Source organism: Mesorhizobium sp. W016 (genome assembly GCF_054719485.1).
This window is the reverse complement of record NZ_JBTTIF010000002.1, coordinates 1162346-1186992: the sequence shown is the minus strand read 5'-3', so window position 1 is coordinate 1186992 and position 24647 is coordinate 1162346. Positions and strand designations below refer to the sequence as shown.

Below are 24647 nucleotides of genomic sequence, written 5' to 3'. Positions count from 1 at the left end.
GTCATTCGGCGGCAAGGACGGTCGAGCGGGCGACGGTCCATGGATTTTCCGGGCGCCTGAGGCCGAGATTCTCGCGCAGCGTGCGGCCTTCGTAAGCCGTGCGGAACAGGCCGCGCCGTTGCAGTTCGGGAATGACCAGGTCGACGAAATCGTCGAGCGCGCCGGGCAGCCAAGGCGGCAGGATGTTGAAGCCGTCGGCCGCCTCGCTGGTGAACCATTCCTCCAGCTGATCGGCGACCTGCGTGACGCTGCCGACGATGGTGTAGTGGCCGCGCGCCGTCGCTACCCATTGGTAAAGCTGGCGGATGCTGAAATTGTGCTCGTCGGCAATCTGCCGGATCAGCGCCTGGCGGCTCTTCATGCCTTCGGTTTCCTTGCTCGGCGGCAACGGGCCGTCGAGCGGATAGCCCCTGATGTCGAGCGTCTGGCCGGCAAGACCGTTGAGGAGCGCAACACCGTCCTCGGGCAGGATAAGGTCGTTGAGCTGTTGGTATTTGGCGCGGGCCTCGTCCTCGGTGCGGCCGACGAAGGGCGCGACGCCCGGCATGATCAGCACTTGGTCGGGATCGCGGCCGACTTCAGCCACGCGCGCCTTGATGTCGCGGTAGAATTCCTGCGCCGTCTCGAGCTTCTGATGGGCCGTGAAGATGACCTCGGCCGAGTGCGCGGCAAGCCCACGGCCGTCTTCCGACTGCCCCGCTTGTACGACAACCGGATGTCCTTGCACCGGGCGCGGCACGTTGAGCGGACCCTTGACGCTGAAATGCTCGCCCTTGTGGTCGATGTCGTGCAATCTGTCCTTGTCGTAGAAACGGCCCGACTGCTTGTCGCGGATGAAGGCGTCATCCTCCCAGCTGTCCCACAGCGCCTTAACCGTCTCGACATGCTCATGCGCCCTGGCATAGCGCTCGGCATGGCTGGGCTGGACGTCGCGGTTGAAATTGCGTGCCGTTTCGTCGCCGGCCGAGGTCACCACGTTCCAGCCGGCGCGGCCGTTCGACAACAGGTCGAGCGAAGCGAATTTGCGCGCCAGCGTGTAAGGCTCCTCATAAGTGGTGGACGCCGTTGCGATGAAGCCGAGATGCGTCGTCAGCGGCGCCAGCGCCGCAAACAGCGTCACCGGCTCGAAGCCGGCGATCTTGGCGTTGCCGCCCTCGCGGGCGCCGAGGCCGACGGTCAGGTTGTCGGCCAGGAAATAGGCGTCGAACAGGCCGCGCTCGGCGGTCAGCGCCAGCTGCTTGTGGAACTCGAAATTGGTGGCGCCGTTGGCCGGCGCATCGGGATGACGCCAGGCGGCGATATGCTGCCCGCCGCCGGGCAGGAAAGCGCCTAGCTTGATCTGCCGCGGCCTGCTATCGGACTTGCTGGCTCGAGTCATTGCAGGCGTCCTTCTGGTCTATGCGGGATGGAATATTGCGTCGCGGATCGTGGTTTCAGGCGGCAAGGACGACGCTGTAGGGCACGCCGGCCACCCGGCATGCCTCGGCGACCGCCTGCCGGGCTCGCGCCTTGACTGCCTCTGACACCAGCACGCCATCTGCAAAGTCCTTGTCCGAGGCGTAGATCGCGGTCGGCAGGGTCTGCGCCTCGAAGAAGCCGAACAACGGCCGCAACTGGTGTTCGACGACAAGCGAATGACGCTCGCCGCCGCCTGTTGCCGCCAGGATGATCGGCTTGCCGCGCAGTGACGACGGGTCGAGCAGGTCGAAGAAGTGCTTGAACAGCCCGGTGTAGCTGCCCTTGAAGGTCGGGGAGCCGACCACCAGCACGTCGGCGCCGAGCAGCTGCTCGATAATACCGCGCGCCGCCGGATCGAGATCGCCAAGCTGTCTTGCAGGCGCAAAGGACGGGCCGAGATCCTCGATGTCGAAAACGCTCAAAGCCGAGCCGGCCCGGCTCGCCACCTCACCGGCGATGTGGCTGACGAATGCCTTCGTCTTGGACGGACGGGTCAGGTTGCCGGACAACCCCACCACCAGCTTTTTTGACATCCGAGGCTCCTTCTCGCAGACGCACTATCCGCATTAAGCCTACCGATTTTGTAGAATTAAATGAGCGAGAAGATTTCAAAACCGGGCTCTGAAGCGAATGGAGTTTGCGGTACATCGCCTTTGGTTGGTTCATTTGGCCCCAAAAGCGCCGCGGCAGATGCTGACGCGGTCGCGCAAGGCATCGCCGGGGACCATGGCCTTGGTCCTTTGCGCACCGATGGGTATCGTTGCGAAACCGTCAAGGGCCGGCGGCATTGACACTGCGTTGTGTGAGTGTCGATTGAACCCGATCGCGTGGGCGACGAAGTAGGCAACTGGAATCAAAGAACAGGATGCGCGCATGAAGAAGATCGGCTTTCTTTCCTTCGGCCATTGGTCGCCCTCGTCGCAATCGCAGACGCGCTCGGCGTCCGACGCGCTGCTGCAGTCGATCGACCTGGCCGTCGCCGCCGAGGAGCTGGGCGCGGACGGCGCCTATTTCCGCGTCCATCATTTTGCCCGCCAGCTCGCTTCGCCGTTTCCGCTTCTGGCCGCGGTCGGCGCCCGCACCAGCCGCATCGAGATCGGCACCGCCGTCATCGACATGCGCTATGAGAATCCGCTGTATATGGCCGAGGATGCGGGTGCTGCCGACCTGATCGCCGGTGGCCGGCTGCAGCTTGGCATCAGCCGCGGTTCGCCGGAGCAGGTGATCGACGGCTGGCGCTACTTCGGCTACGTGCCGCAGGACGGCAAAAGCGATGCCGACATGGCGCGCAATCATGCCGAGGTTTTCCTGAATGTGCTGCACGGCGAAGGTTTCGCGCAACCCAATCCGCGGCCGATGTTCCCCAATCCTCCGGGAATGCTGCGGCTCGAGCCATTCTCGGCCGGCCTGCGCGACCGGATCTGGTGGGGCGCCGCTACCAACGCGACCGCCGAATGGGCGGGCAAGCTCGGCATGAACCTGCAAAGTTCGACGCTGAAGTTCGATGAGGGCGGCCAGCCGCTCCACATCCAGCAGGCCGAACAGATCCGCGCCTATCGCGCGGCGTGGAAGGCGGCCGACCACACACGCGAGCCGCGCGTGTCGGTCAGCCGCAGCATCTTTGCGCTGGTGAACGACCGCGACCGCGCCTATTTCGGCGGCGGCAGCAGCGAAGATCATTTCGGCTATATCGAGCCTGAGAAGCTTGCCGTCTTCGGCCGCTCCTATGCCGCCGAGCCCGATGTGCTGATCGATCAGCTGAAAGAGGACGAAGCGATCGCCGAGGCCGACACGCTGCTTCTGACCGTCCCCAACCAGCTTGGCGTCGAGTACAACGCCCACGTCATCGAGGCGATCCTGAAGCACGTCGCGCCGGCTCTGGGCTGGCGCTGACAAGAGGCGCCAGCCGCCCGGCAAACAAAGAGATAGACCGTTTCGCCGGCAAACGGTGAAACGCTCTAAGGGAAGAGGCGGCTAGGCATCCGCCTTGAAGGTCTGCTTCTGCTGGCCGAGCCCCTCGATGCCCAGTTCCACCACATCGCCGGGCTTCAGGAACACCGGCGGCTTCATGCCGAGACCGACGCCGGGCGGGGTGCCGGTGGAGATGATGTCGCCAGGATGCAGCGACATGAACTGGCTGAGATAGGAAACGAGATAGGCGACGCCGTAGACCATGGTCCTGGTCGAGCCGTTCTGCATCGTCTTGCCGTTGACCGTCAGCCACATTTTGAGGTTCTGCGGATCGGCAACCTCGTCCTTGGTGACAAGCCACGGCCCGGTCGGACCGAACGTGTCGCAGCTCTTGCCCTTGGTCCACTGGCCCTGGCGCTCGGCCTGGAAGGCTCGCTCGGACACGTCATGGGCAACGGCATAGCCGGCGACATAATCCAGCGCATCGGCCTCGCTGACATATTTGGCTTTTCTGCCGATGACCACGGCGAGTTCAACCTCCCAGTCGGTCTTTTCCGAGCCGCGCGGGATCAGCACATCATCGTCGGGGCCGACAATGGCCGAACTCGCCTTCATGAAGATGATCGGCTCCGGCGGCACGGTGGCGCCGGTTTCGGCGGCATGATCGGAATAATTCAGGCCGATGCAGATGAATTTTCCTGTGCCGGCAACGCAGGCGCCAAGCCTCGGGCTTCCGGGTACGGCCGGCAGCGACTTCGGGTCGAGCTTCGATAGCGCATCGAGCGACGCCGGATCGAGCGCCTTGCCGGCAATGTCGGCGACATGACCCGAAAGATCGCGGATCGTTCCATCCGCATCGAGCAGGCCGGGGCGTTCGCTCCCTATCTCGCCATAGCGCAGCAGTTTCATCTTGCTCTCCAAATTGCGGCCCAAGGCCGTTTTCAACTCACTCTGCCAAAGCGACGAGGACTGGCCGACTCTGGCTAACGGATGCGACCTGGGGCAAGCCGGACTTTAGGACTGGTCGACCCGGAACCTGCGTATCGAGACTATGCTCAGATCGACCAGCCGCCGTCGATATTATAGGCCTGCCCCGAGGTGTACGTGGCGCCGGCGAGGTAGACGGCAAGGTCGGCGATTTCCTCGGGCGTGCCGAGACGGCCCATCGGCTGGCGGGCAATGAAGGCTGCGCGGGCCGCCTCGTAATCGCCCTGCGCATGCATGCGGTCCTGCAGCGACGGACTCTCGACGGTGCCGGGGCAGATGGCGTTGCAGCGAATGCCCTTGGCGACATAGTCCGCGGCAACCGCCTTGGTGAGACCGATCACGGCCGCCTTGGAGACGCCATAGGCAAAGCGGTTGGGCACGCCCTTGCCGGCGCCGGCGACGGACGACATGTTGATGATCGAGCCATCGCCGCGCTCCAGCATGCCGGGCAGTACCGCCCGAATGGTGCGGATCATGGCGCGGACATTGAGGTTGAAGGCGAAGTCGAGATCGGCATCCTTCATCTCGAGGATGGACCCGGAATGGACGAAGCCGGCGCAGTTGAACAGCACGTCGACGCGGCCGATTTCGGCGAAGCCGGATGCCACCGCATCGTCGTTGAGAACGTCGAGCTTGCGGGTCTTGATGCCGGAGGTCTTGGCGAGTTCGGCCAGCAGCGCCTCGTTGATGTCGGTGGCGTGCACGATGGCACCTGCCTTGGCGAAGGCCAATGCGCTCGCTCTGCCGATGCCTTGTGCCGCCGCGGTGACGACAACGACCTTGCCTGCTAGATCCGCCATGCGTTTCTCCTCGCCCTCTTTGGCCACTGCTCGGCCCGATTTACTGCCGGCTGACTGGGGCGTCCTGTGCCAGACAGGCGCGACTATGCGGCCTGCACAATCCATCAGTCCTTAAATAACAAATGTTTTTTCTGGTTAAAGAACACATGTCCAAGCGTCAAGCCCGAACGCGATCACCTTCGCGACGGCTGATGTAATGCACATCGCTTGCTCTGATGCAACAACATGTATGACAACCGGACAACGAGTCACGCTGCCATGGTTCACTCAAGCACAGCGCGCTTCGGCGGCATTAGTCGCCGTATGGCACCCAGACGTTCTTCACTTCGACGGCGCGGCGCAGCAGGGCATCGCCGGCGGCCTCGTCGGACGCCCAGTCGAGGCTGCGGCCGTTGCCGGTCCAGACGCGCTTGAGATTGCCGATGGAATCGGCCTCCGCTTTGGCGCAAGTGTCGGCATCGGCAAACAGCCAGAGCCCGTCGACATCGTCATGCTTGGCCAGCACGCCGGCAAGCTCCGCCGTGCGGCCGGTGACGATGTTGATGGCGCCTGCCGGAACGTCGGAATATTCGATCACCTGGTAGAGATCGGTGGCGAGCAGCGGGTATTTTTCCGACGGCACGGCCACCACCGTGTTGCCCATGGCAAGCGCAGGTGCGATCAGGGAGATCAAGCCGAGCAGCGGCGCGCTGTCCGGGGCGACGATGCCGACGACGCCGACCGGCTCGTGCAAAGCGAGCGTGACGGCGCGGGCCGGTGGCTGATGCACCCTGCCCTCATACTTGTCGGCAAGGCCGGCATAGAGGAACAGGCGCTCGATCGATTGTTCCACTTCCTCCCGCGCGGCCTTGGCGTTGGCGCCGGTCAGTTCGGTCAAGCGTGCGGTAAACTCGCCGGCACGGCCGGACAGATTTTCGGCGAGATAATATAGCACCTGGGAGCGATTGTAGGCGGTCGCCTCCGGCCAGGCCTTGCAGGCGCGGGCGGCGGCAACGGCGTCGCGGATGTCCTTGCGGCTGCCGAGACCGACTTCGCCGGCGAGCTTGCCCTTGGCAGTGGCTATCGCCAGCGAATAATTGCCGTCGGGCCGCACCTGCTTGCCGCCGATGAACAGCTTTGCGGTACGATCGATGGCGCCGCCATCCGATTGCTCGACCGGCTGCGCCGAAGCCGCCGTCGGCTTGATCACCGGGCCGAGCGGCAGCTTTGCCGAGAGATACTCGAACATGCCCTCGCGCCCGCCCTCGCGGCCAAAGCCGCTTTCGCGATAGCCGCCGAAGCCGCAGGCGGCGTCGAACATGTTGGTGCCGTTGACCCAGACGACGCCGGCCTTCAGCTGCGGCGCGACATGCAGCGTGAGGTTGATGTTTTCGCTCCACACCGAGGCGGCCAGCCCATAGCGCGTGTTGTTGGCGAGTTCGACCGCTTCCTCGGTGTTGCGGAAGGTCATGGTGGCCAGAACCGGGCCGAACACCTCTTCCTGCGCCAATATATTTGCCGGCGAAACACCGGTGGCGAGCGTCGGCAGGTGGTAGTAGCCGGAAGACGGCAGCACCGCGTCGGGCTGCCAGCAGACGGCGCCCTGTCTGGCGCCTTCTGCGACCAGGCCCTTGACGCGGTCGAGCTGTGTGGCGTCGACCAGCGGTCCGATATCGGTGTTCTTGTCGAGCGGGCTGCCGACGCGAAGCCGGCTCATCCTGACCTTGACCTTTGCGATCAACGCGTCGGCAATGCCTTCCTGCACCAGAAGCCGCGAGCCTGCGCAGCAGACCTGGCCCTGGTTGAACCAGATGCCGTCGACCAGTCCTTCGACGGCGCTGTCGAGATCGGCGTCCTCGAAGACGATGAAGGCCGATTTGCCGCCAAGCTCCAGAGACAGTTTCTTGCCCGATCCAGCCGTGGCTTTCCTGATGATCTTGCCGACTTCCGAGGAACCAGTGAAGGCGATCTTCTGGATGCCGGGATGGTTGACGATGGCGACGCCCGCTTCAGGTCCACCCTGGACGATGTTGACGACGCCCTTGGGCACGCCGGCGCGCTCGCAGATCTCAGCGAACAGGATGGCCGTGAGGGGGGTGAATTCGGCCGGCTTCAGCACCACCGTGCAGCCGGCGGCGAGGGCCGGCGCGATCTTCCAGGCCAGCATCAGCAGCGGGAAATTCCACGGAATGATCTGGCCGACGACACCGACACCCTTGTGGCCGGGGAAATCCTTGTCCAGCGCCTGCGCCCATCCGGCATGATGGATGAAATGGCGGATTGCCAGCGGCAGGTCGATGTCGCGGCTTTCGCGGATCGGCTTGCCGTTGTCGATGGATTCCAACACCGCGAACAGCCGCTGATGGCGCTGCATGGCGCGGCCGATGGCATAGAGCACTTTTGCGCGCTGGTAGCCCGAGGGTGCCGACCATTTCGGTAAGGCCTTGGTGGCTGCGGCGACGGCTGCGTCGATATCGGCGGCGCTGGCATCGGAGATCTTGGCCAGCAGCTTGCCGGATGAGGGTTCGCTGGTCTCGAAGGTCTTGCCGCCGCTTGCTGCCTTCCAGCCGCCGTCGATGAACAGCGCCTTGCCGAAATCGCGTCCGGCAAGCCAGGCATCGGCCTCGGTGCGGGCTTCCGGCGCTGGGCCGTATTCCATGGCGTGATAGCGTTCGAGAATGTTCATGACGCGCTCCAGATAATCGTCTTGGCAGGCGCTCTGTGGCGCCCCCCTCTGTCCTGCCGGACATCTCCCCCACAAGGAGGGAGATTAGCCTTCGCGCCTGTCGGCTCTGAAACGTCGACAATTGGGGAAATCGCCGACGTTAGCCAATCTCTCCCCAATCGGGGGAGATGTCCGGCAGGACAGAGGGAGGCGCGAAGGAACTCGACGTTCAAGGCCTTCTCCGCCTCACGCCATCGCATGGCGGTGGTTGGCCGAATAATGCCCGGTCAGATGATGCTCGAGCTGGCGCTCGATATCGGTCAGCAGGCTCGAGGCGCCGAAGCGGAACAGGTCTGGCTCCAGCCATGGCCGGCCGAGCTCCTCCTTCATCAGCACCAGCCAGTCGAGCGAAGCCTTGGCTGTAGAGATGCCGCCGGCCGGCTTGAAGCCGATGAGAAAGCCGGTCTCCTCGAAATAGGCTCGGATGGCGCGCACCATGGCAAGGCCGACGGGCAGCGTGGCGTTGACGCTTTCCTTGCCGGTCGAGGTCTTGATGAAATCGGCGCCGGCCATCATCGCCACCATCGAGGCCAGCATGACATTGCGCAGCGTGGCGAGGTCGCCGGTGCCGAGAATGACCTTGAGATGCGCATCGCCGCAGGCTTCGCGCATTGAGACGATCTCGTTGTAGAGCTCCTGCCACTTGGCGCCGAAGACGAGGCCGCGCGGGATGACGACGTCGATCTCGTCGGCGCCGTCGCGCACCGATGCCTCGATCTCCTGCAGGCGGGTCGACAGCGGCGCAAGGCCGTGCGGGAAAGCGGTGGAGACGGCGGCGACATGGATGCCGGTGCCGCGCACGGCATCAACAGCCGTCGCGACGAAGGGATGATAGACGCAGACCGCTGCCGGCCGGATTTTTTCGCCCTCGATGCCAAGCCCCTCGACGATGTCGCGGCGGAACGGGTTGATCGCCTTGGCGCACAGGCGGCGGACGCGCTCTTCGGTGTCGTTGGAATTTAACGTCGTCAAATCCATGCAGGAGACGGCGCGCAGCAGCCATGCCGCCTGGTTGTCGGCCTTGATCGAACGACGCTTGGTCAGGCTGGCGACGCGGCGCTCCAGCGCCGAGCGATTGACCGAGCGCACCGATTCCATGAAGCCGAGATCGAGCCGCATGCCGGTGTTGCGGGCGATGCCATGCGATTGCGGAACGGGCGTGTTGGCTGCGGCACGCGCCGGCAGCGGCGCGACCTTGGACCCGCCGAGATCGGCTTCGCGGATTGTGCTGCTCATCTCCTGCCCTTTCGCTCGACGATTTTACGTCGTGGTGCGTGTCGTTGCTCCCGGAACTGGGCGACACACACCGAAGATAGCCCGTGAATCGATGCTTCACGAGTCCTTCAAGGGCTCATAACGGAAAAAGGCGGCAAAAGCAGCTGAATTTTGACCACATGGTCAAAACGTCAATTCAAGACGTGGCGCCGAGGCGCCGGCTGATGTCAGCCGACGAAAGCGCGCTCGACGACGAAGGTCGAGGGATGGCTGAGCGAGCCCTCATGGAAGCCGAGGCTTTCGGCCATTTCCTTGACGTCCTTCAGCATATGCATCGAGCCGCAGATCATAATGCGATCCGTCTCCGGATTGAGCTTCTCGATGCCGAGGTCGGCGTAGAACTTGCCCGAGCCGATCAGCGCCGTGATGCGGCCCATCCGCGCCGATTCTTCGCGGGTCGTCGAATTGTAGAGGGTGACGCGGCCGCCGGTCAGTTCGCCGATCAGCGGATCGTTTTCGAGCGCCGCCACCAGTTCCTGGCCATAGGTCAGTTCGGCATTGTCGCGGCAGGTGTGGGTCAGGATGACCTGATCGAATTTTTCGTAGGTATCGGGGTCGCGCAGAAGGCTGGCGAAGGGCGCAATTCCGGTGCCGGTCGAGATCATGAACAGGCGCTTTGCCGGGGTCAGCGCGTCGACAACCAGCGTGCCGGTCGACTTCTGGCGCATGATGACGGTGTCGCCGACCTGGATCTTCTGCAGTTCGGAGGTCAGCGGGCCGTCCGGCACCTTGATCGAGAAGAATTCCAGCTCTTCGTCCCAGGCCGGGCTTGCCACCGAATAGGCGCGGTACACCGGCTTTTCGGCATTGGGCAGCCCGATCATGACGAACTCGCCGGAGCGGAAGCGCAGCGACTGCGGACGGGTGATGCGGAACGAGAACAGGCGGTCGGTGTAATGCTTCACCGAGACGACGGTTTCGGCATAGACGTTGGCCGGAATCGGGAACTGCAGCGGACGGGCGCCGGCGGTGTTGAGTGCGGATGTGGTGTTCATCAATCCAACTCTGTCTTGCCCAAGCCACTACGCGGGCGCCAAACCGTTTCCTGCGCGCCCAGACCCTTCAGGTCCCGGCGTGCCGTTCACACACTCCAAAGCAGTGAGCTCTTGTGTCCCAAATTTATTAGTATACAAACGATATTTGTGTCAAGATACCACGCTAAAACAGCTTTCCAAACTGCGGCATATTCATAGTCCTGGCATTTCGGGTTTCGACAATGAAAGAGAATTTTTCGGTGAAGCAGCCGGATTCCGCGGGCGACGTCGTTGCCGGCATCGATGTCGGCGGAACCTTCACCGACCTCATTTTGATCGACGGCAAAGATGGCGGAAAGGTGCATATCGCCAAGACGCCGACGACGGTCGACAATCAGGCGTTCGGCGTGGTTTCAGCGCTGGGCGCCACAGGCTTTGCCATAGACGGCATCGACCTCATCGTGCATGGCACCACCACCACCACCAATGCGGTGCTGGAACGCAGGCTGGCGAAAACCGGCATGATCACCACGCGCGGTTTTCGCGACGTGATCGAGCTTGGCCGCCGCACACGGCCGCAGCCCTACGGCATGACCGGAAGCTTCGTTCCGATCATCCCGCGCGATCTCCGGCTCGAAGTGTCGGAGCGCGTCGAGGCGTCGGGCGCGGTGCGCACGCCGCTCGACGAGGCCGAGATGCGCGCGGCAGTCAAGGCACTGGTCGACCTCGGCTGCGAGTCCCTGGTCATCCATTTCCTGCATTCCTACGCCAACCCTGGGCATGAGCGGCGCGCCGCCGAAATCGCTGCCGAGCTTTGGCCGAACGGCTACATCACGACTGGCCATGCGCTACTGTCGGAAGCCCGCGAATTCGAGCGCGGGGTGACCGCCGCGGTCAACGCCTCGGTGCAGCCGATCCTCGAGCGCTATGTCGAGCGGCTGCGCAAGGAATTGGCCGCCAAGGGCTATGCCCGCGACTTCCTGATCATGAACGGCAATGGCGGCATGATCTCGGCCCGTTTCGTCACCCGCGAATCGGCCAAGACCGTGATGTCCGGCCCGGCCTCCGGCGTCATCGCCGCCGCCTATACGGGCAAGCGCGCCGGCTTCGAGAACCTCGTCACCTACGACATGGGCGGCACCTCGACCGACGTGGCGCTGATCCGCAACGCCGAGCCGGCGGTCTCCAACGAGATCGAGATCGAATATGCGATGCCGATCCACGTGCCGATGGTGGCGGTGCATACGGTCGGTGCCGGCGGCGGCTCGATCGCCCGGGTCGATGCCGCCGGGCTGATCCAGATCGGCCCGGAAAGTGCCGGCGCCAATCCCGGCCCGATCTGCTACGGCCGCGGCGGCCTGGAGCCGACCATCACCGACGCCAATCTGGTGCTCGGGCGGCTGGCGCCGAAGAAGCTGCTGGCGGTCGAAAATCCGGTCACCGTCGAGCGCGTTACCGGCATCTTCGAAGACAGAATAGGCAAGGCCGCCGGCCTCTCCGGCGTCGAGGCGGCGGGCGCGGTGCTGCGCCTCGGCAACATGAAGATGGCCGGCGCCATCCGCATGGTCTCGGTGTCGCGCGGCCATGATCCGCGCGATTTTGCGCTGTTCGCCTTCGGCGGCGCCGGACCGTTGCATGCCTCCGCCCTGGCGCGCGAACTCGGCCTGCCCCGCGTGCTGGTGCCGGCGCGTCCGGGCATCACCAATGCGCTCGGCTGCGTCGTGGCCGATCTGCGCCATGACTTCGTCAACACGATCAACCAGCCGGTCGCCGTGCTCGATGAAGCCAAGCTTCGCGAGGTGCTGGAACGTCACCGCGGGGAAGGCGAGGAACTGATCGGCAAGGAAGCGGTGAAGCCGGAAACGATCCGCGTTACGCACTCCGCCGACATGCAGTTTGTCGGCCAGACCCACATCATCAACGTGCCGTTGCCGTCTTCATCGGTGACAAGGCAGGAGTTGCAGGCGCTGTTCGAAAAAGCCTATTTTGCCCGCTTCAAGGTCGAGTTGCCGGAGATCCGCGCCAATCTGGTCAACCTCAACACGTCGGTGACGGGCGTGCGGCCGGCAATCGACCTGTCACGGCTGATCGACCCGGCCGGACGTACAAAGACGCTAGACGAGGCGCTGCGCGAAACAAGGCCTGTCTGGTACGCAGGACGCTGGCACGATACGCCGATATACGCACGCGAAAAACTGCCGCCCGATGCCGTCATCGAAGGGCCGGCGATCCTCGAACAGATGGATGCGACCACCGTGCTCGAACCCGGCGACCGCGCAAGATCGGACGCCGACGGCAACATCATCATCGATATCGGCGAGGCCTGAGATGCAAAAGCTCGACGCCATCACGCTTTCGGTCCTGCAGGCAGCCTTGCAGCAGGTCTGCGACGAGATGGATCTCACTTTCTCCCGCGCTGCCTTCTCGCCTGTCATCGCCGAGGCCAATGACCGCTCCGACGGCATCTACTCGGCCGTCGATGGTTCGTTGATCGCACAAGGCAGCCAGGGCCTGCCGGTGTTCGTCGGCGTCATGCAGTATTCGACCAAAACGGTGATCGAGATGATCGCCGACGGCCGTTGCCTGCCGCCTGAGCCGGGCGACATCTACATCGTCAACGATCCCTATCTCGGCGGCACGCATCTCATGGACGTGCGCTTCGCCATGCCAGTCTACCGCGACGGCAAGATATTTTGCTGGCTATCGAATACCGGCCACTGGCCCGATATCGGTGGCTCGGTGCCGGGCGGCTTCTCCGCCTCCGCCACAGCCGTCGAGCAGGAAGGCCTGCGGCTGCCGCCGGTCAAGCTGTTCAAGAAGGGCGTGCTCGACACCGAAATCTACGCCATCATCTGCTCCAACATCCGCGTCGCCGACCAGCGCATCGGCGATATAAGGGCGCAAGCCGCGGCACTGTTGATCGGTCAGGACCGGCTCAATGGAATCCTCGATCGTTACGGGGACGAAACCGTCGTCGGGGCGATCGCCGAACTGCGTCGCCGCGCCGCCGAGCAGATGCGCGCCAACATCTCCGCCATTCCCGACGGCACCTACAGCTCGAAGGCCTTTGTCGACTCGGACGGCGTGGTCAACGAGCCGCTGACCATCGCGCTCGCGGTGGAGAAGAAGGGCGATACGCTGACCTTCGATTTCACAGGTTCGTCAAAACCCTGTGCCGGGCCGATGAACAGCGTGCTGGCGACGACATTGTCGTCGGTCTATCTCGCCATGCGCCATATTTTCCCTGATGTGCCGATCAGCGCCGGCGCTTTCGAGCCGCTGATCGTCAAGCGGCCGGAAGGCACGTTCCTCGACGCCAAATACCCGCGTCCCGTCTCCGGCTGTGCGGCTGAAGTCTCGCAGCGCATCGCCGAGGCGGTGTTCGCGGCGATGGTGCAGGCGCTGCCGGAAAAGGTGACGGCCGCGCCCGCCGGCTCCAGCGGCAATTTCGCGCTGGGCGGCAACGATCCGGCGCGCGGCCGCGACTATGTGATGTATCAGATCTCCGGCGGCGGCTATGGCGGCAATTCCGGCCATGACGGCCTGACCAATGGCTGCTCGACCATCGGCATTTCGAAATCGCCGCCGGTCGAGATCATGGAGCAGGCCTTTCCGGTTCTCTACCGCCACTATGCCTTGCGCGAAGGCTCGGGCGGCGCCGGCAAGCAGCGCGGCGGCTTCGGCCTCGCCTATGAGGTCGAGATATTGCGAGGAGAGGCGCGCGCGTCCTTCGTCATGGACCATGGCCGTTTCGGCCCGCAAGGCGCGCTCGGCGGCAAGGACGGCGCGGTGAACACGGTGACCGTGTTCCGCGACGGCGAGGCACATGTGCCGCCGCATCTGTCCAAGGAACAGGACATCGCGCTCAAGGCCGGCGACCGCGTGAGGGTCGGCACGCCCGGGGGCGGCGGCTATGGTGATCCGCGTGAGCGCGACCCGAAACTGGTCGCCGAAGACATCAGGCTTGGTTACTACACCGTTGAACAAGCCAAAGAGCTGTTCGGAACCTGACAGCCGACAGGCCCGAGCCGCGTCAGGTCTGCAGCTTGGCCTTCAGCGCATCGGCGAATTTTTGCGCGATCTTCTTGAAGCCGGCGGGATCGGGATGCAGTTCGTTGGCCCAGTCGGCCACCTTCAACGTTCCCTGCGTGTCGACCAGATGGAAATTGTTGTTGGGATCGTCGGCCAGGCGCTTCACCACATCGCGGAACGCCGCCAGCGCGTCGTGAACGATGACCGTGCCCTTGGCGACCGTCCAGTTGCAGAAATCGAGCGACGGTTTCAGCCACGGGCCGACACAGGACGGATGCGCTCCGTTCGGGATCGGAAAATCATAGCAATGGCCAAAGATCGGCACGCCTGGCGCGACGCGGTCGCGCAGCGCGAACAAATCGAGATAGCAGGCCTCGACCATGCCGAGCGCCTTGGTGAAGCGGTTCTTGTTCAGCCCGGGGGCGTGGCCGTCATTGAAGTCGAGGAAGATGCAGAACTGGTCGCCGGCAATGTCGTTGCCACCGGCAGAGAACAGGATGGCATCGGGCTTGCCGTCCAGCCAGTTGGCCTTGTTGCGCAGGGCGGCGATCATGCGCTGCTGCTTGGGCAGCGACATCTCGTCGGTCGCCGCATCGCCATGATGGGCAAGGTTGAGGATGGTCGGCGGCATCGAGCCGATGCGGCGCAGCTGCGCGATCACATCGGTGTCGACGAACGGAAATCCGTTCCCGGTGAGCGGATAGTCGAACCAGGAATCGCCCTGCGCCAGCATCACCAGCGGCCGGTTGGCGACGGCCGCCTCGAGATTGCCGGCACTTTCCCTTGCGGTTTCGAGCCGCTCGATGTTGGCCTGGTGAACCCTGATGCGCTTGGCGATGTCGTCGTCTATGCGCCGCTGCGCGGCTTCCTGCACGAATTCCTGCTGGTCCATCCCCAGGTCCCTCCCACGACCGTCTACTTCCAGCTGAGCATGCGCCCATGTCCATGATCGGTCTGTAATTTAGATCACAGTAAGATTCCTGGGGAAGGACGGCTTGCCACGCCGTGATCGCCGCAGAGCATGTCGTTTCCGTGGGGCCTGCAAAAGACCATAGACTTCTATCCTTGTTTTCGCGCAATTCCGGACGGGAAACCGCCAACACCTTCCCTGGAATTGCTTAGTCAACGGAGATCAGGAACATGCGTCTTTTCGGTCGTTTCGTGCTTGCCGCTTCCGCCGCCCTGCTGCTTGGGACCGGTGCTGCCTCCGCCGAGAAACTCAGGATCGGGACCGAGGGCGCCTATCCGCCCTTCAACTATGCCAATTCGGACGGCACGCTGGGCGGCTTCGACATCGACCTCGGCAAGGCGCTGTGTGCCGAGATGAAGGCCGAGTGCGAATTCTCCGTACAGGATTTCGATGGTTCCATTCCGGCGCTGCAGGCCGGCAAGTTCGACGCCATCATCAACATCACCATCACGCCGGAACGGGCCGAGAAGGTCGAGTTCACCCACAAATATTACCAGACGCCACCGGCCATCGCCGTGCCGAAGGATTCGACCATTGCAGGCACGTCGCCTGACGATCTGAAGGGCAAGGTGCTGGGTGTGCAGAGCGCCACCATCCACCAGAATTTCGCCGAGAAGAAATACTCCGGCTCGACCGTCAAGGCCTATCCGACCGGCGACGACGCCCGCACCGACATGGCCAATGGCCGGCTGGACGCGATGATGGACGGCTCGATCATCCTGACCGAATGGCTGAAGAAGCCCGATGGCGCCTGCTGCAAATTGCTCGGCACGCTGGCCGCCGATCCGGCCATTCATGGACCCGGCGTCGGCATCGCCCTGCAAAAGGGCAACAAGGAACTGGCCGACAAGTTCAATGCCGCCATCGACGCCCTGCGTGCCAACGGCAAGTACAAGGAAATCAACGACAAATACTTCTTGTTCGACGTCTACGGAAGTTAACCCCTTCACCGCTCCTACCTCGGCAGCGCCATCAGGCGCTGCCGTTTTCATGAGATGACGGAGAAGTTTCTTGGTTGAGCGGCGCTCCCCTTTCTACACCAGCATGGTTGGCCTCGGCGCCACGATGGGCCGGGTCGGCGGCGATTTCGTCTCGGCCAAAACTTACTCCGGCATTGCCGACGAGCACCTGAACACGCGCAAGAATGTCGGCGTGCAGGATCTCAGCACCATGGGCAAGATGGACATCAAGGGGGCGGAAGCCGAGGCGCTGGTCAACCACATCATCGTCAACGATGCGGCCGCGATGAGCCCCGGCCAGGTGCGCTATTCCACCGTCTGCCGCGACGATGGCGGCATCATGGACGACCTCACCGTGTTCCGGCTGGCGCCTGAGCATTTCATGCTGGTGACCGGCTCGGTCAACCGGCTGAAGATGCTGCCCTGGCTGCAACATCATGCTGAAGCGCGAAAGGCCTATGTCACCGACATCACGGCGGCCGTCGCCTTTCCGACGATACAGGGGCCGCGTTCACGCGAGCTGCTGAAAGCACTTTCGGATGCCGATCTCGATGAGTTGAAACGCTGGGCGTTCACTTCAGGGCGCGTCGGCGAGACCAAAGTCCTGATCTCACGCACCGGGGTGACCGGCGAGCTCGGCTTCGAACTGTTCGTGCCGGCGGACGAGGCCACTTCCTTCTGGGACGCGCTGATGCGGACCGGTAGCGATTTCGGCCTGAAGCCATACGGCGTGCTGGCCATGTTCACGCTCGGGCTGGAAAAGGCCTATCCGGCGCATGGCATCGACATGGACGAGAGCCGTACGCCCTTCCATGTCGGGCTCGATCGCTGGATCAAGTTCGACAAGGGCGAGTTCATCGGCCGCGAGGCGCTGCTCAAAATTCGCGACAAAGGGCTCGACGAACGCTGGACCGGGCTGATTCTCGACGGTGACAAGCCGGCCGCGACGGATGCCAGGGTTTTCGCCGAGGGCGAGGATGCCGGTGTCGTCACCTATAGCGATCACGGCTATTCGCTGGGCAAGGTGCTGGCGACCGCGCATCTGCGGCTGCCGTTCACCGCCATCGGCACCGAACTCAGCATCGACATTGACGGCAAGCGGACACGCGCGGTGGTGGCGCCGATGCCATTCTTCGATCCTGAAGGCGCTCGGCTGCGGGCCTAAATCAGGCTAACTTCGCTAGCAGCCGCATAAACGTGGCCGCTTCCTTGGCCGTCAGCGGCGCCAGTGTCTCCTGGGTGATGGCGCGGGCCAACGGGATCAGCCGTTCGATCGCCTCGCGTCCCTCTGGCGTGAGGTTGACCAGCAGCCGCCTCTTGTCGACCTCGTGCTTGGTCAGGTCGACCAGGCCGCGCGCTTTCAGTCGGTCGATGACGCCCTTGACCGTCGCCGCGTCCATGGCGATCAGCGTGCCGAGCTGGTTCTGCGAGGTCTCGCCGACATCGTGCAGCTTGGCGAGTGCTGCAAATTGCGGCGGCGTCAGGTCGCTGATCTGGGCGGCAAAGATCGAGACATGGCGCTGATGCGCCTTGCGCAGGATGAAGCCGACCTGCTCCTGCAGGCGGTAGTCATGATCGTCAGGCTCTTCGGCCTCGACGAGCTTGAGAAGATTGTCCCCGCCGCTCATCGCAAGCCGTCCCAGGCCTTGATATCGCCAACCGCGAGGCCGCCCATGCGGTCATGCACGCGCGGGCCGCAGCTCATGGCGAGGCAAAACAGGATTTCGTCGGGGCGAGGCCCGTCGCTGAGGCCTACCTCCATGGCGTCGAAATGGCTGCGGACATAGGCGGCGTTGGTGTGGCCGAGCGGTACGTCGAGCCGCGAGCCGAAGGCGCCGACCTTGGTTGCCGACGGCACGATCGCCTTGGCGTCGCCGAGCCGCTCGCGCATGGCGTAGCCGCCAGGAACGTGCCACAGCGCGCCGTGCTCCAGCTCCCCCGACGAGCCGACAATGGTGCCCTTGCCGTAGGCGTCGATCTGCTTGATGTCGCCGCCCAATGCGGCAATGAGCTTGTCGGTGAGCAGCAGGCCAAGCGGCTTCAGATCGTCCATGGCGCTCTGCAGTTCTTCGACGTAGCGGCCGGCGAACGGGTTCTTCACCAGCGCCACGGCCGCCGCGCGGCGGCGCGGCGCAGCTGCGACCGGGCCGCCATCGTGAAAAATCTCTTCGGTCAGAACCGCAATCTTGCGGATCGGAAACTCAGGCATGGGCAACTTCCTTCCCTGGATTTTTGTTGGGCGCGGCAAGCGCCATGGAACCACTGATGCGCGCTTCCCCACCTAGAAACAGCGCCGATGCGGCAATCAGGCCGCGCCGGCGAAAATCTTCGGCGACGGCAAGGCCATTGTCCAGCGCCCGCTCCACATCGTCACGCGCGAGCATGCCGACGGCTTGTGTCACCAGCCGCGCGCCGAGATCGCTGTCGGGCGCCAAGTCCTGCGCGGGAATGCGCTTGATGGCGGGATTGCCGGGCAGGTCGACGGCGTTGGCGATGAGTGTCGCCGCCGCATCGGCCTCGGCGCCGGTGCGGGCCAGCACGGTGACGGCGTCGGCAATGCCAAGCGAGAACGAACGGCCGCGCCAGCCGCTGGTGGCGACGCCGCGCACGCCGTCCGCCGAGCGAATGGTGAGGCGGTCGGCCATGCCGTTGCCGGTGCCGGCGATCGCCAGGTTCATCGACTGGCCCTTGCCGATATGGAGGGCGCTGTCGCCGCCATTGTTGACATAGGCCCGGTCGAGCTTGCGACCGGCAAGCAATGCCGAGAGCATTTCGTCGGCTACCGATCCCGCGACGGCGGCCATCGGCGTGATGAAGCATTCCGCCAACGGCATGACGGCTGCTTCCATGCGCCGCGCCGTCGGGCCGGCGAAGGTGCGCGGCGCCAGGAAAAATGCCGGCAGCCGCAATTCGGGAAGCTCCTCGACCAACTCGATCAGGATCGTCTGGAAGCGCTCGATCGCCTGATCGTAGGCGGCACGACACTCAGCCGCCTCACCAAAGGCCTCGACGATCAGGTCGATCGGCCCGTGGTTGAGGTGCAGCCGCTTGCCGTCCTGCAGCCAGTGGACTTGCGGGCCTTGCATCAAGAGGCCCCGTTCGAGCCGACGCGGCGCAACTGCGCCAGCGGCGGCCATGGATTGTGGGCCTCGGCGCCTGAGCCGCGGCGCGGGTTGAGATATTCGCCGCCTTTGGCAACGATATCCTCGACGCTGCGTATCTCGGCCTCGTAGCCGCCCAGCCGGACATAGTCGTCGCGGCGTAGCGTGAATTCGATCGGCGCCACCAGCGCCGGCGTCGGCACATAGCCGAAGGCGCCTTCCGGCACGCGCATGACGTCGACCATCAGCGTGATGCCGCCGCCCGGCCAGACATAGACCGGCGCGCCGCCAACGGTAACATAGGTATTCAAGCCCTGCACCGAGCGGGTGAGATTGACCGGGTTTTCGGTGACGCCGGCGCGCAGCGAACCGCCGGCGCCGCCGATGAACAGCACGGTGCAGAGCGCCGGCTCGCAATTGTCCTCGATCAGGCCGACCGATTTCTGCAGCCGCTCGGGGAACGGTTTTTCCACCGGCTTCAACTCGTCGTCGAGCTCGTAATAGGCGAACTGCTCGCCGGTGGTCGACACCATCAGCAGCGACAGGCCGGGGCGGGCGCCCTTCTTGGCGTTCCATTCGCCGAGGATCGACAGCGGGTCGGAAATCGAGGTGCCGCCCCAGCCGAGGCCGGGCTCGGAAACCTTGAAATAGCGGCCCGGCGTCGAACGGCGGCCGATGATCTTGATGCCGGTGTCCTGCCAGCCCAGCACCTTGCCGGCCTGATGCTCGGAGACGACGCCGGTGATGTGGTCGTCGACCACCACCACCTCGTCGACAAGGCCGCGCCATTGCGTGGCGAACATGCCGATGGTGGCCGAGCCGCAGCCGACCCGCATGCGGTGTTCCTGCTTGCCGTCGATGACAGGTGGTTTGCCGGCTTCGACGGTGATGGTGGCGCCGCCATCGATGGTCAGTTCGACCGGCTTGCGATTGCACAGACTGAGCATCGCGTCACAGGTTGCCCGGCCTTCGGCCTTGGAGCCGCCGGTCAGATGATGCACGCCGCCCAGCGACAGCATCTGCGAGCCATACTCGCCTGTCGTGACGTGGCCGATCGCCTCGCCTTGCGCGCGCACGATTGCCGTTTCGGGGCCGAGATGACGGTCCGTGTCGATCTTCACCTTGACGCCGCAGTACGAAAAAATGCCTTCGGTGACCACGGTCACCAGATCGACGCCCTCGACCTCCTGGCTGACGATGAAGGGGGCCGGCTTGTAGTCGGGATAGGTGGTGCCGGCGCCGATCGCAGTGACGAAGCGGCGGCCGTTGTTGACCAGTTCGCCGTCCCATTGCTCGCCCTCGGCGGTGAAGGGCACGACCGCGGCGCCACTCTCTGCCGCATGATCGAGGATGGTCAGCGGGTCCATACGCACGATGCGGCCACCGACATTGCCGTAGCGGTCGCAGGCGCCGGTGCGGCCATCGGCGATGTAGCACATCACCGGACAGGCATCGCAGCGGATCTTTTCCGCCACCAGCTTTTCGCCCGGATCGTGGGTTTCGAAGCGTTCGGCAAGCTCGCTCATCGGCGTGCCTCCTTGTCGCGGATGCCATCTTTTTCGCGGATGGCGGCGCGGATGCGCGTCGGCGTCGCCGGAACCTTGGTGATGAGAACGCCGGTGGCGTGGCGTATGGCGTTGAGGATGGCGGGTGCGGTCGGGATCAGCACATGCTCGCCCAGGCCCTTGGCGCCGAACGGTCCCTCCGGATCGGGAACCTCGATCAATATGTGCTCGATCTCAGGCACATCGCCGATGGTCGGGATGAGATAGTCGTGCAAATTCTCGGTGCGGCCGGGGATGTATTCCTCCATCAGCGCCATGCCGATGCCTTGCGCGATGCCGCCTTCGATCTGGCCTTCGACCAGCAGCGGGTTGATAGCCTTGCCGACATCGTGCGCGGCGGTGATTTTCAAGAGCTTCACCGTGCCGAGCTTGAGGTCGACCTCGAGTTCGGCGATCTGCGCGCCATAGCCGTAGACGGCGTAAGGCTTGCCCTGGCCCTTGGCATCGAGCGGCAGCGTCGGCGGATCGTAGGTCTCCTCAGCGCGAAAGACGAAACTGTCCGCATCGACATCGAGCGCGGCGAGATCGATACGCCGAGTGGCTTCGCCCTCACGAATGACGATCACCGGACCGTCCAATTGCAGGGCCGCGTTCTCCGAGACATTGGCAAAGCGCAGGATCTTTTCGCGCAAGGCGCGGCCGGCTTTTTCGGCCGCCTTGCCGGTGACAAAAGTCTGGCGCGAGGCCGATGTTTTGCCGGCGTCCGGGCTGATCGCGGTGTCGGCGCTTCTCAGCTTGAATTTTTCCAGCGGCAGGTCAAGTGCGTCGGCGCAGATCTGGGCAATGACGGTGTTGGAGCCCTGGCCGATATCGACGGCGCCCTGATGCAGGATGACCTCCCCCTCTGGCGAGATACCGACCCGGATGGTCGACGGATTGGGCAGCGAGGTGTTGCCGCAGCCATACCAGCAGGACGCGATGCCGACGCCGCGCTTTTTGCTCGTATTGGCATTGTTGAATGTATCTGCGTCGGCCTTCGCGCGAGCCCAATGCGGCCGCAAGGAGTCGAGGCACTCGAATATGCCGACGCCCGACTCCAGTCGCTGTCCGGTAACCGTTTCGGATCCGTTCCGAAGGCAGTTCTTCAGCCGAAAATCGAGCCGGTCCATGCCCAGCTTGCCGGCGAGCTCATCATAGAGCGTCTCCTGCATGATCGTCGCCTGCGGCACGCCGAAGCCGCGGAAGGCGCCGGAAATCGGCCCGTGGGTGTGGATGGCGCGGCCTTCGGCGCGGTAATTCGGCGTCGCATAGGGACCGGAGGCATGCACCGGCACGCGGTTGGCGACGGTCGGGCCCCAGCTGGCATAGGCGCCGGTGTTGAAATCGCCGGAAAAGATCATGCCGGTGACATGGCCCTCGGCGTCAGTGCCGATCGTCGCCTTCATCTCGGCGGGGTGGCGCTTGGTGGTCGACATCATCGATTCGGTGCGGGTGTAGGCAAGCGCCGCCGGCCGGCCGGTTTTCAGTGCCACAAGGCCGATGAGCGGCTGCAGTGAAACGTCCAGTTTCGAGCCGAAGCCGCCGCCGGTCGCGGTCGGCACGATGCGCACCTTGTCGACGGCAAGACCGAGCACCTTCGCCGTTTCGTCGCGATCCATGTAGGGGGCCTGGGTGCAGGCGACGACGACCAGCGTGTCGCCGTCCATGTAGGCATGGCCGGCTTCCGGCTCGATATAGGCGTGCTCGACATAGGAGGTGTCGATGGCACCGGACACTGTGAAGGCAGCCTCGCCAAGCGCCGCCTCGGGGTCGCCGCGCTCGACAAAGCCCTTGGTCAACAAATTGGCCGGGCGGTTCGCGTGGATGAGCGCCGCCCCTTCTGCCTGCGCGTCGCCGGGCTGCAGAAAATGCGGCAGCTCGGTCCAGCGGACCGGGAAATCCTGGAGGTCGAGATCGAGCATGGCCTCGCGCTCGCCGGCGACCAGCGCCACTGCCTCGCCGCGCAGCCGCGCAAAGCCTTCGGCCAGCGCCGGCTGGTCGGCAAACGGACCGATGACGCCGAAACAGTTTTTTCCCGGAATGTCGGCGGCGGTGAAGACGCCGGCGATGCCGGGATGCGACTTCACCCAGCCCTCCAGGTCGCCGAAGGCGAAGCCGGCATGATAATGCGGCGAGCGGACCACCAGCACGGCCAGCGCATCGGCGGGAAAGGCATCGGCGCCGAATTTTTCAGCGCCGGTGACTTTTGGCACGCCGTCGAGCCGGACCGGGGAGGCGCCTACAGCATTCCCTGTGGTTGGCATTCTACGTTCAAAGTTGAATTCCAACGAATGACGTTGGCGCTGCCCCTCACCCTTACCCTCTTCCCGTGAAGAACGGGGAGAGGGGAGCGTCGGCGCTGGAGCACTTCCCTTCTCCCCGTCACTATACGGGGTGAAGGTGCCGGCAGGCGGATGAGGGGCAGCGCCGTCGGTCGACGTCTCGAACCGTCCCGCATCCATCACTGCCGCAATGATCTTTCTGTACCCGGTGCAACGGCACAGGATGCCACCCAGCGCATCCTGCACCTCGGTCTCGGTCGGATTCGGCGTGCCATCCACCAGCGCCGTTGCCGCGACCAGCAGCGCCGGCGTGCAGATGCCGCATTGCGCGGCGCCATGTGCCAGGAAGGACGCCTGCAGAGCCGAGAGCCGGCCATTGGCGAGGCCTTCGACGGTCGTTACGGACGTCCCGGCTGCGGAGGCCGCCGGCATCAGGCAGGCGCAGACGGCGTCGCCGTCGACCAGCACCGTGCAGGCGCCGCAATCGCCGGCATCGCAGCCAACCTTGGTGCCCGTCAGCTGCAATTCGTCGCGCAAAACCTGCGACAGACGGCGCAGCGGCGGCACATTGACCGAGACGGCGGCGCCATTGACGGCGAAGGCGATCTCGGCGCGATCGAGGCCGACGCCCGGCACGAGGTCGGGCAGGGCTTCAATCATCTCGGAGTGGCTCATGCCGCCACCATGCTGTTGTCGTTCGTCAGTCCGCAAGCCCTCAGCACGGCGCGGGCGACAAGCTCGCGCGCTGCGTCGAGCCGGTATTCGGCGCTGCCGCGCACGTCGGCAATCGGCGAGAGCTCGGCCATCGGCGCGGACAGGAGCGCATCGGCGAGTGCCGGGCCGACAGGCTTGCCCACCAGCACGGCTTCGACAGCGGCGAGCCGCTTGGCCACGGCCGAGCAGGACCCGACCGCGACAGCGGCTTCCATGACCATGCCATCCTCGGCAACGAGGCGCGCCGCCACCATGGCGATGGAGATGACGAGGTAGCGCCGCGCACCGAGCTTGACGAAGGCCGACGTGCCGGTGGCCCTGGGCTTCGGCACCCGGATGGCGGTAACCAGCTCGCCCGGTAGCAGCGCGGTGCGGCGGTTGCCGAGAATGAACTCCTGCAGCGGCAGATGACGCGTCCCGGCTGCAGAGCGCAGCTCGACCTCGGCGTCCAGCACCAGCAGTCCCGGAACGCCATCGGCGGCAGGCGAAGCATTGCAGAGATTGCCGGCGATCGAGGCGACATTCTGGATCTGCAGGGAGCCCACTTCGCGCGCGGCCTGCTTCAGCGCATCGAAAGCCGCCGGCAATGGATGGCGGACAAGGTCGGTCCAGGTGGTGCGGGCGCCCAAAACCCAATGGGTTTCGGTCTCGGCAATGCCGCGCAGCGAGTGCAGGCCGTTAATATCGAGAACATTGTCGCGGAACGGTTTGGCGCCCTGCGCTGGATAGAAATCGGTGCCGCCGGCAAGCACGCGCCAGGCGCCCTCGCCCAGCAGAGCGAGCGCCTCGTCGAGCGTGGTGGGTTTCGCGTAACGGATCACGCTTTGCCTTCCAAAAAAATCGGCCTTCCCATTGGGGCCTTCAAAGGTGGGGACTTCCCGAACCCGCCAGTGTCTGATCAGGCCAAATTCATTCGTATGCAAATGATATCAAGCT

The 24647-nt window shown here is 64.4% G+C and carries 20 protein-coding genes; 6 read left to right on the top strand and 14 right to left on the bottom strand.

The window, feature by feature from the left end; genetic code table 11:
* Position 1: 1 nt before the first annotated feature.
* A complete protein-coding gene (locus tag ACYG9V_RS06295; RefSeq protein WP_352764817.1) occupies positions 2 to 1378 on the bottom strand; it encodes an LLM class flavin-dependent oxidoreductase in 1377 nt (458 codons plus the stop codon).
* Positions 1379 to 1433: 55 nt separating this feature from the next.
* Entirely contained in the window at positions 1434 to 1991 is a 558-nt protein-coding gene (gene msuE, locus ACYG9V_RS06290) for an FMN reductase (protein ID WP_023683545.1), read from the bottom strand.
* A gap of 60 nt (positions 1992 to 2051) precedes the next feature.
* Here msuE and ACYG9V_RS06285 point away from each other — a divergent pair, with 60 nt between their 5' ends.
* A complete protein-coding gene (locus ACYG9V_RS06285; RefSeq protein WP_155923261.1) occupies positions 2052 to 2249 on the top strand; it encodes a hypothetical protein in 198 nt (65 codons plus the stop codon).
* Positions 2250 to 2331: 82 nt separating this feature from the next.
* On the top strand, positions 2332 to 3351 hold the full coding sequence (locus ACYG9V_RS06280) for an LLM class flavin-dependent oxidoreductase (RefSeq protein ID WP_352764815.1): 1020 nt from the start codon (positions 2332 to 2334) through the stop codon (positions 3349 to 3351).
* Between the two features lie 81 nt (positions 3352 to 3432).
* On the opposite strand, the gene ACYG9V_RS06275 is transcribed toward ACYG9V_RS06280, so the two are convergent.
* The 5 genes from ACYG9V_RS06275 to ACYG9V_RS06255 all read right to left on the bottom strand — a co-directional run bounded on the left by ACYG9V_RS06275 (position 3433) and on the right by ACYG9V_RS06255 (position 10130).
* On the bottom strand, positions 3433 to 4278 hold the full coding sequence (locus tag ACYG9V_RS06275) for a fumarylacetoacetate hydrolase family protein (protein ID WP_023752475.1): 846 nt from the start codon (positions 4276 to 4278) through the stop codon (positions 3433 to 3435).
* 146 nt (positions 4279 to 4424) lie between these two features.
* On the bottom strand, positions 4425 to 5156 hold the full coding sequence (locus ACYG9V_RS06270) for an SDR family oxidoreductase (RefSeq protein ID WP_023695912.1): 732 nt from the start codon (positions 5154 to 5156) through the stop codon (positions 4425 to 4427).
* A 292-nt stretch (positions 5157 to 5448) separates the two neighbouring features.
* A complete protein-coding gene (locus ACYG9V_RS06265) occupies positions 5449 to 7821 on the bottom strand; it encodes an aldehyde dehydrogenase family protein (protein ID WP_352764813.1) in 2373 nt (790 codons plus the stop codon).
* A 225-nt stretch (positions 7822 to 8046) separates the two neighbouring features.
* Entirely contained in the window at positions 8047 to 9096 is a 1050-nt protein-coding gene (gene deoC / locus ACYG9V_RS06260) for a deoxyribose-phosphate aldolase (protein ID WP_352764811.1), read from the bottom strand.
* 206 nt (positions 9097 to 9302) lie between these two features.
* Positions 9303 to 10130, bottom strand: a complete 828-nt coding sequence (locus tag ACYG9V_RS06255; protein ID WP_023683551.1) for a ferredoxin--NADP reductase — start codon at positions 10128 to 10130, stop codon at positions 9303 to 9305.
* Positions 10131 to 10351: 221 nt separating this feature from the next.
* Between ACYG9V_RS06255 and ACYG9V_RS06250 the strand changes: the two genes are divergently transcribed.
* Positions 10352 to 12436 (top strand): hydantoinase/oxoprolinase family protein, encoded by a 2085-nt coding sequence (locus tag ACYG9V_RS06250; RefSeq protein WP_352764810.1) that lies wholly within the window; start codon positions 10352 to 10354, stop codon positions 12434 to 12436.
* A 1-nt stretch (position 12437) separates the two neighbouring features.
* A complete protein-coding gene (locus ACYG9V_RS06245) occupies positions 12438 to 14120 on the top strand; it encodes a hydantoinase B/oxoprolinase family protein (protein WP_023700429.1) in 1683 nt (560 codons plus the stop codon).
* 22 nt (positions 14121 to 14142) lie between these two features.
* Here the strand turns inward: ACYG9V_RS06245 and ACYG9V_RS06240 are convergent, their stop codons facing one another.
* On the bottom strand, positions 14143 to 15033 hold the full coding sequence (locus ACYG9V_RS06240; RefSeq protein ID WP_023689203.1) for an SGNH/GDSL hydrolase family protein: 891 nt from the start codon (positions 15031 to 15033) through the stop codon (positions 14143 to 14145).
* 248 nt (positions 15034 to 15281) lie between these two features.
* Between ACYG9V_RS06240 and ACYG9V_RS06235 the strand changes: the two genes are divergently transcribed.
* Together ACYG9V_RS06235 and ACYG9V_RS06230 are read left to right on the top strand one after the other, a co-directional pair.
* On the top strand, positions 15282 to 16052 hold the full coding sequence (locus ACYG9V_RS06235; RefSeq protein WP_023700430.1) for an ABC transporter substrate-binding protein: 771 nt from the start codon (positions 15282 to 15284) through the stop codon (positions 16050 to 16052).
* A gap of 70 nt (positions 16053 to 16122) precedes the next feature.
* Entirely contained in the window at positions 16123 to 17235 is a 1113-nt protein-coding gene (locus ACYG9V_RS06230; protein WP_352764808.1) for an aminomethyltransferase family protein, read from the top strand.
* A gap of 1 nt (position 17236) precedes the next feature.
* Here the strand turns inward: ACYG9V_RS06230 and ACYG9V_RS06225 are convergent, their stop codons facing one another.
* The 6 genes from ACYG9V_RS06225 to ACYG9V_RS06200 are packed head-to-tail and all read right to left on the bottom strand — an operon-like array spanning position 17237 to position 24532.
* Entirely contained in the window at positions 17237 to 17698 is a 462-nt protein-coding gene (locus ACYG9V_RS06225) for a MarR family winged helix-turn-helix transcriptional regulator (protein WP_023714550.1), read from the bottom strand.
* Positions 17695 to 18279: an amino acid synthesis family protein gene (locus ACYG9V_RS06220; protein ID WP_023714549.1), complete on the bottom strand. Its 585-nt coding sequence runs from the start codon at positions 18277 to 18279 to the stop codon at positions 17695 to 17697. The genes ACYG9V_RS06225 and ACYG9V_RS06220 overlap by 4 nt, the downstream gene beginning before the upstream one ends.
* The gene (locus ACYG9V_RS06215; RefSeq protein WP_352764805.1) at positions 18272 to 19156 is read right to left on the bottom strand and encodes a UPF0280 family protein; all 885 of its coding nucleotides are present in this window, start codon (positions 19154 to 19156) and stop codon (positions 18272 to 18274) included. Before ACYG9V_RS06215 ends, ACYG9V_RS06220 begins: the two co-directional genes overlap by 8 nt.
* Complete coding sequence (locus tag ACYG9V_RS06210; RefSeq protein WP_023683557.1) at positions 19156 to 20697, bottom strand: hypothetical protein; 1542 nt, start codon at positions 20695 to 20697, stop codon at positions 19156 to 19158. Before ACYG9V_RS06210 ends, ACYG9V_RS06215 begins: the two co-directional genes overlap by 1 nt.
* Positions 20694 to 23657 carry a molybdopterin-dependent oxidoreductase gene (locus tag ACYG9V_RS06205; protein ID WP_031197791.1) on the bottom strand — a complete coding sequence of 988 codons (2964 nt, stop codon included), beginning with the start codon at positions 23655 to 23657 and terminating at the stop codon, positions 20694 to 20696. Before ACYG9V_RS06205 ends, ACYG9V_RS06210 begins: the two co-directional genes overlap by 4 nt.
* 11 nt (positions 23658 to 23668) lie before the next feature.
* Positions 23669 to 24532, bottom strand: coding sequence for an FAD binding domain-containing protein (locus ACYG9V_RS06200; RefSeq protein ID WP_023683559.1), 864 nt, complete (start codon positions 24530 to 24532; stop codon positions 23669 to 23671).
* Between the last annotated feature and the right edge of the window lie 115 nt (positions 24533 to 24647).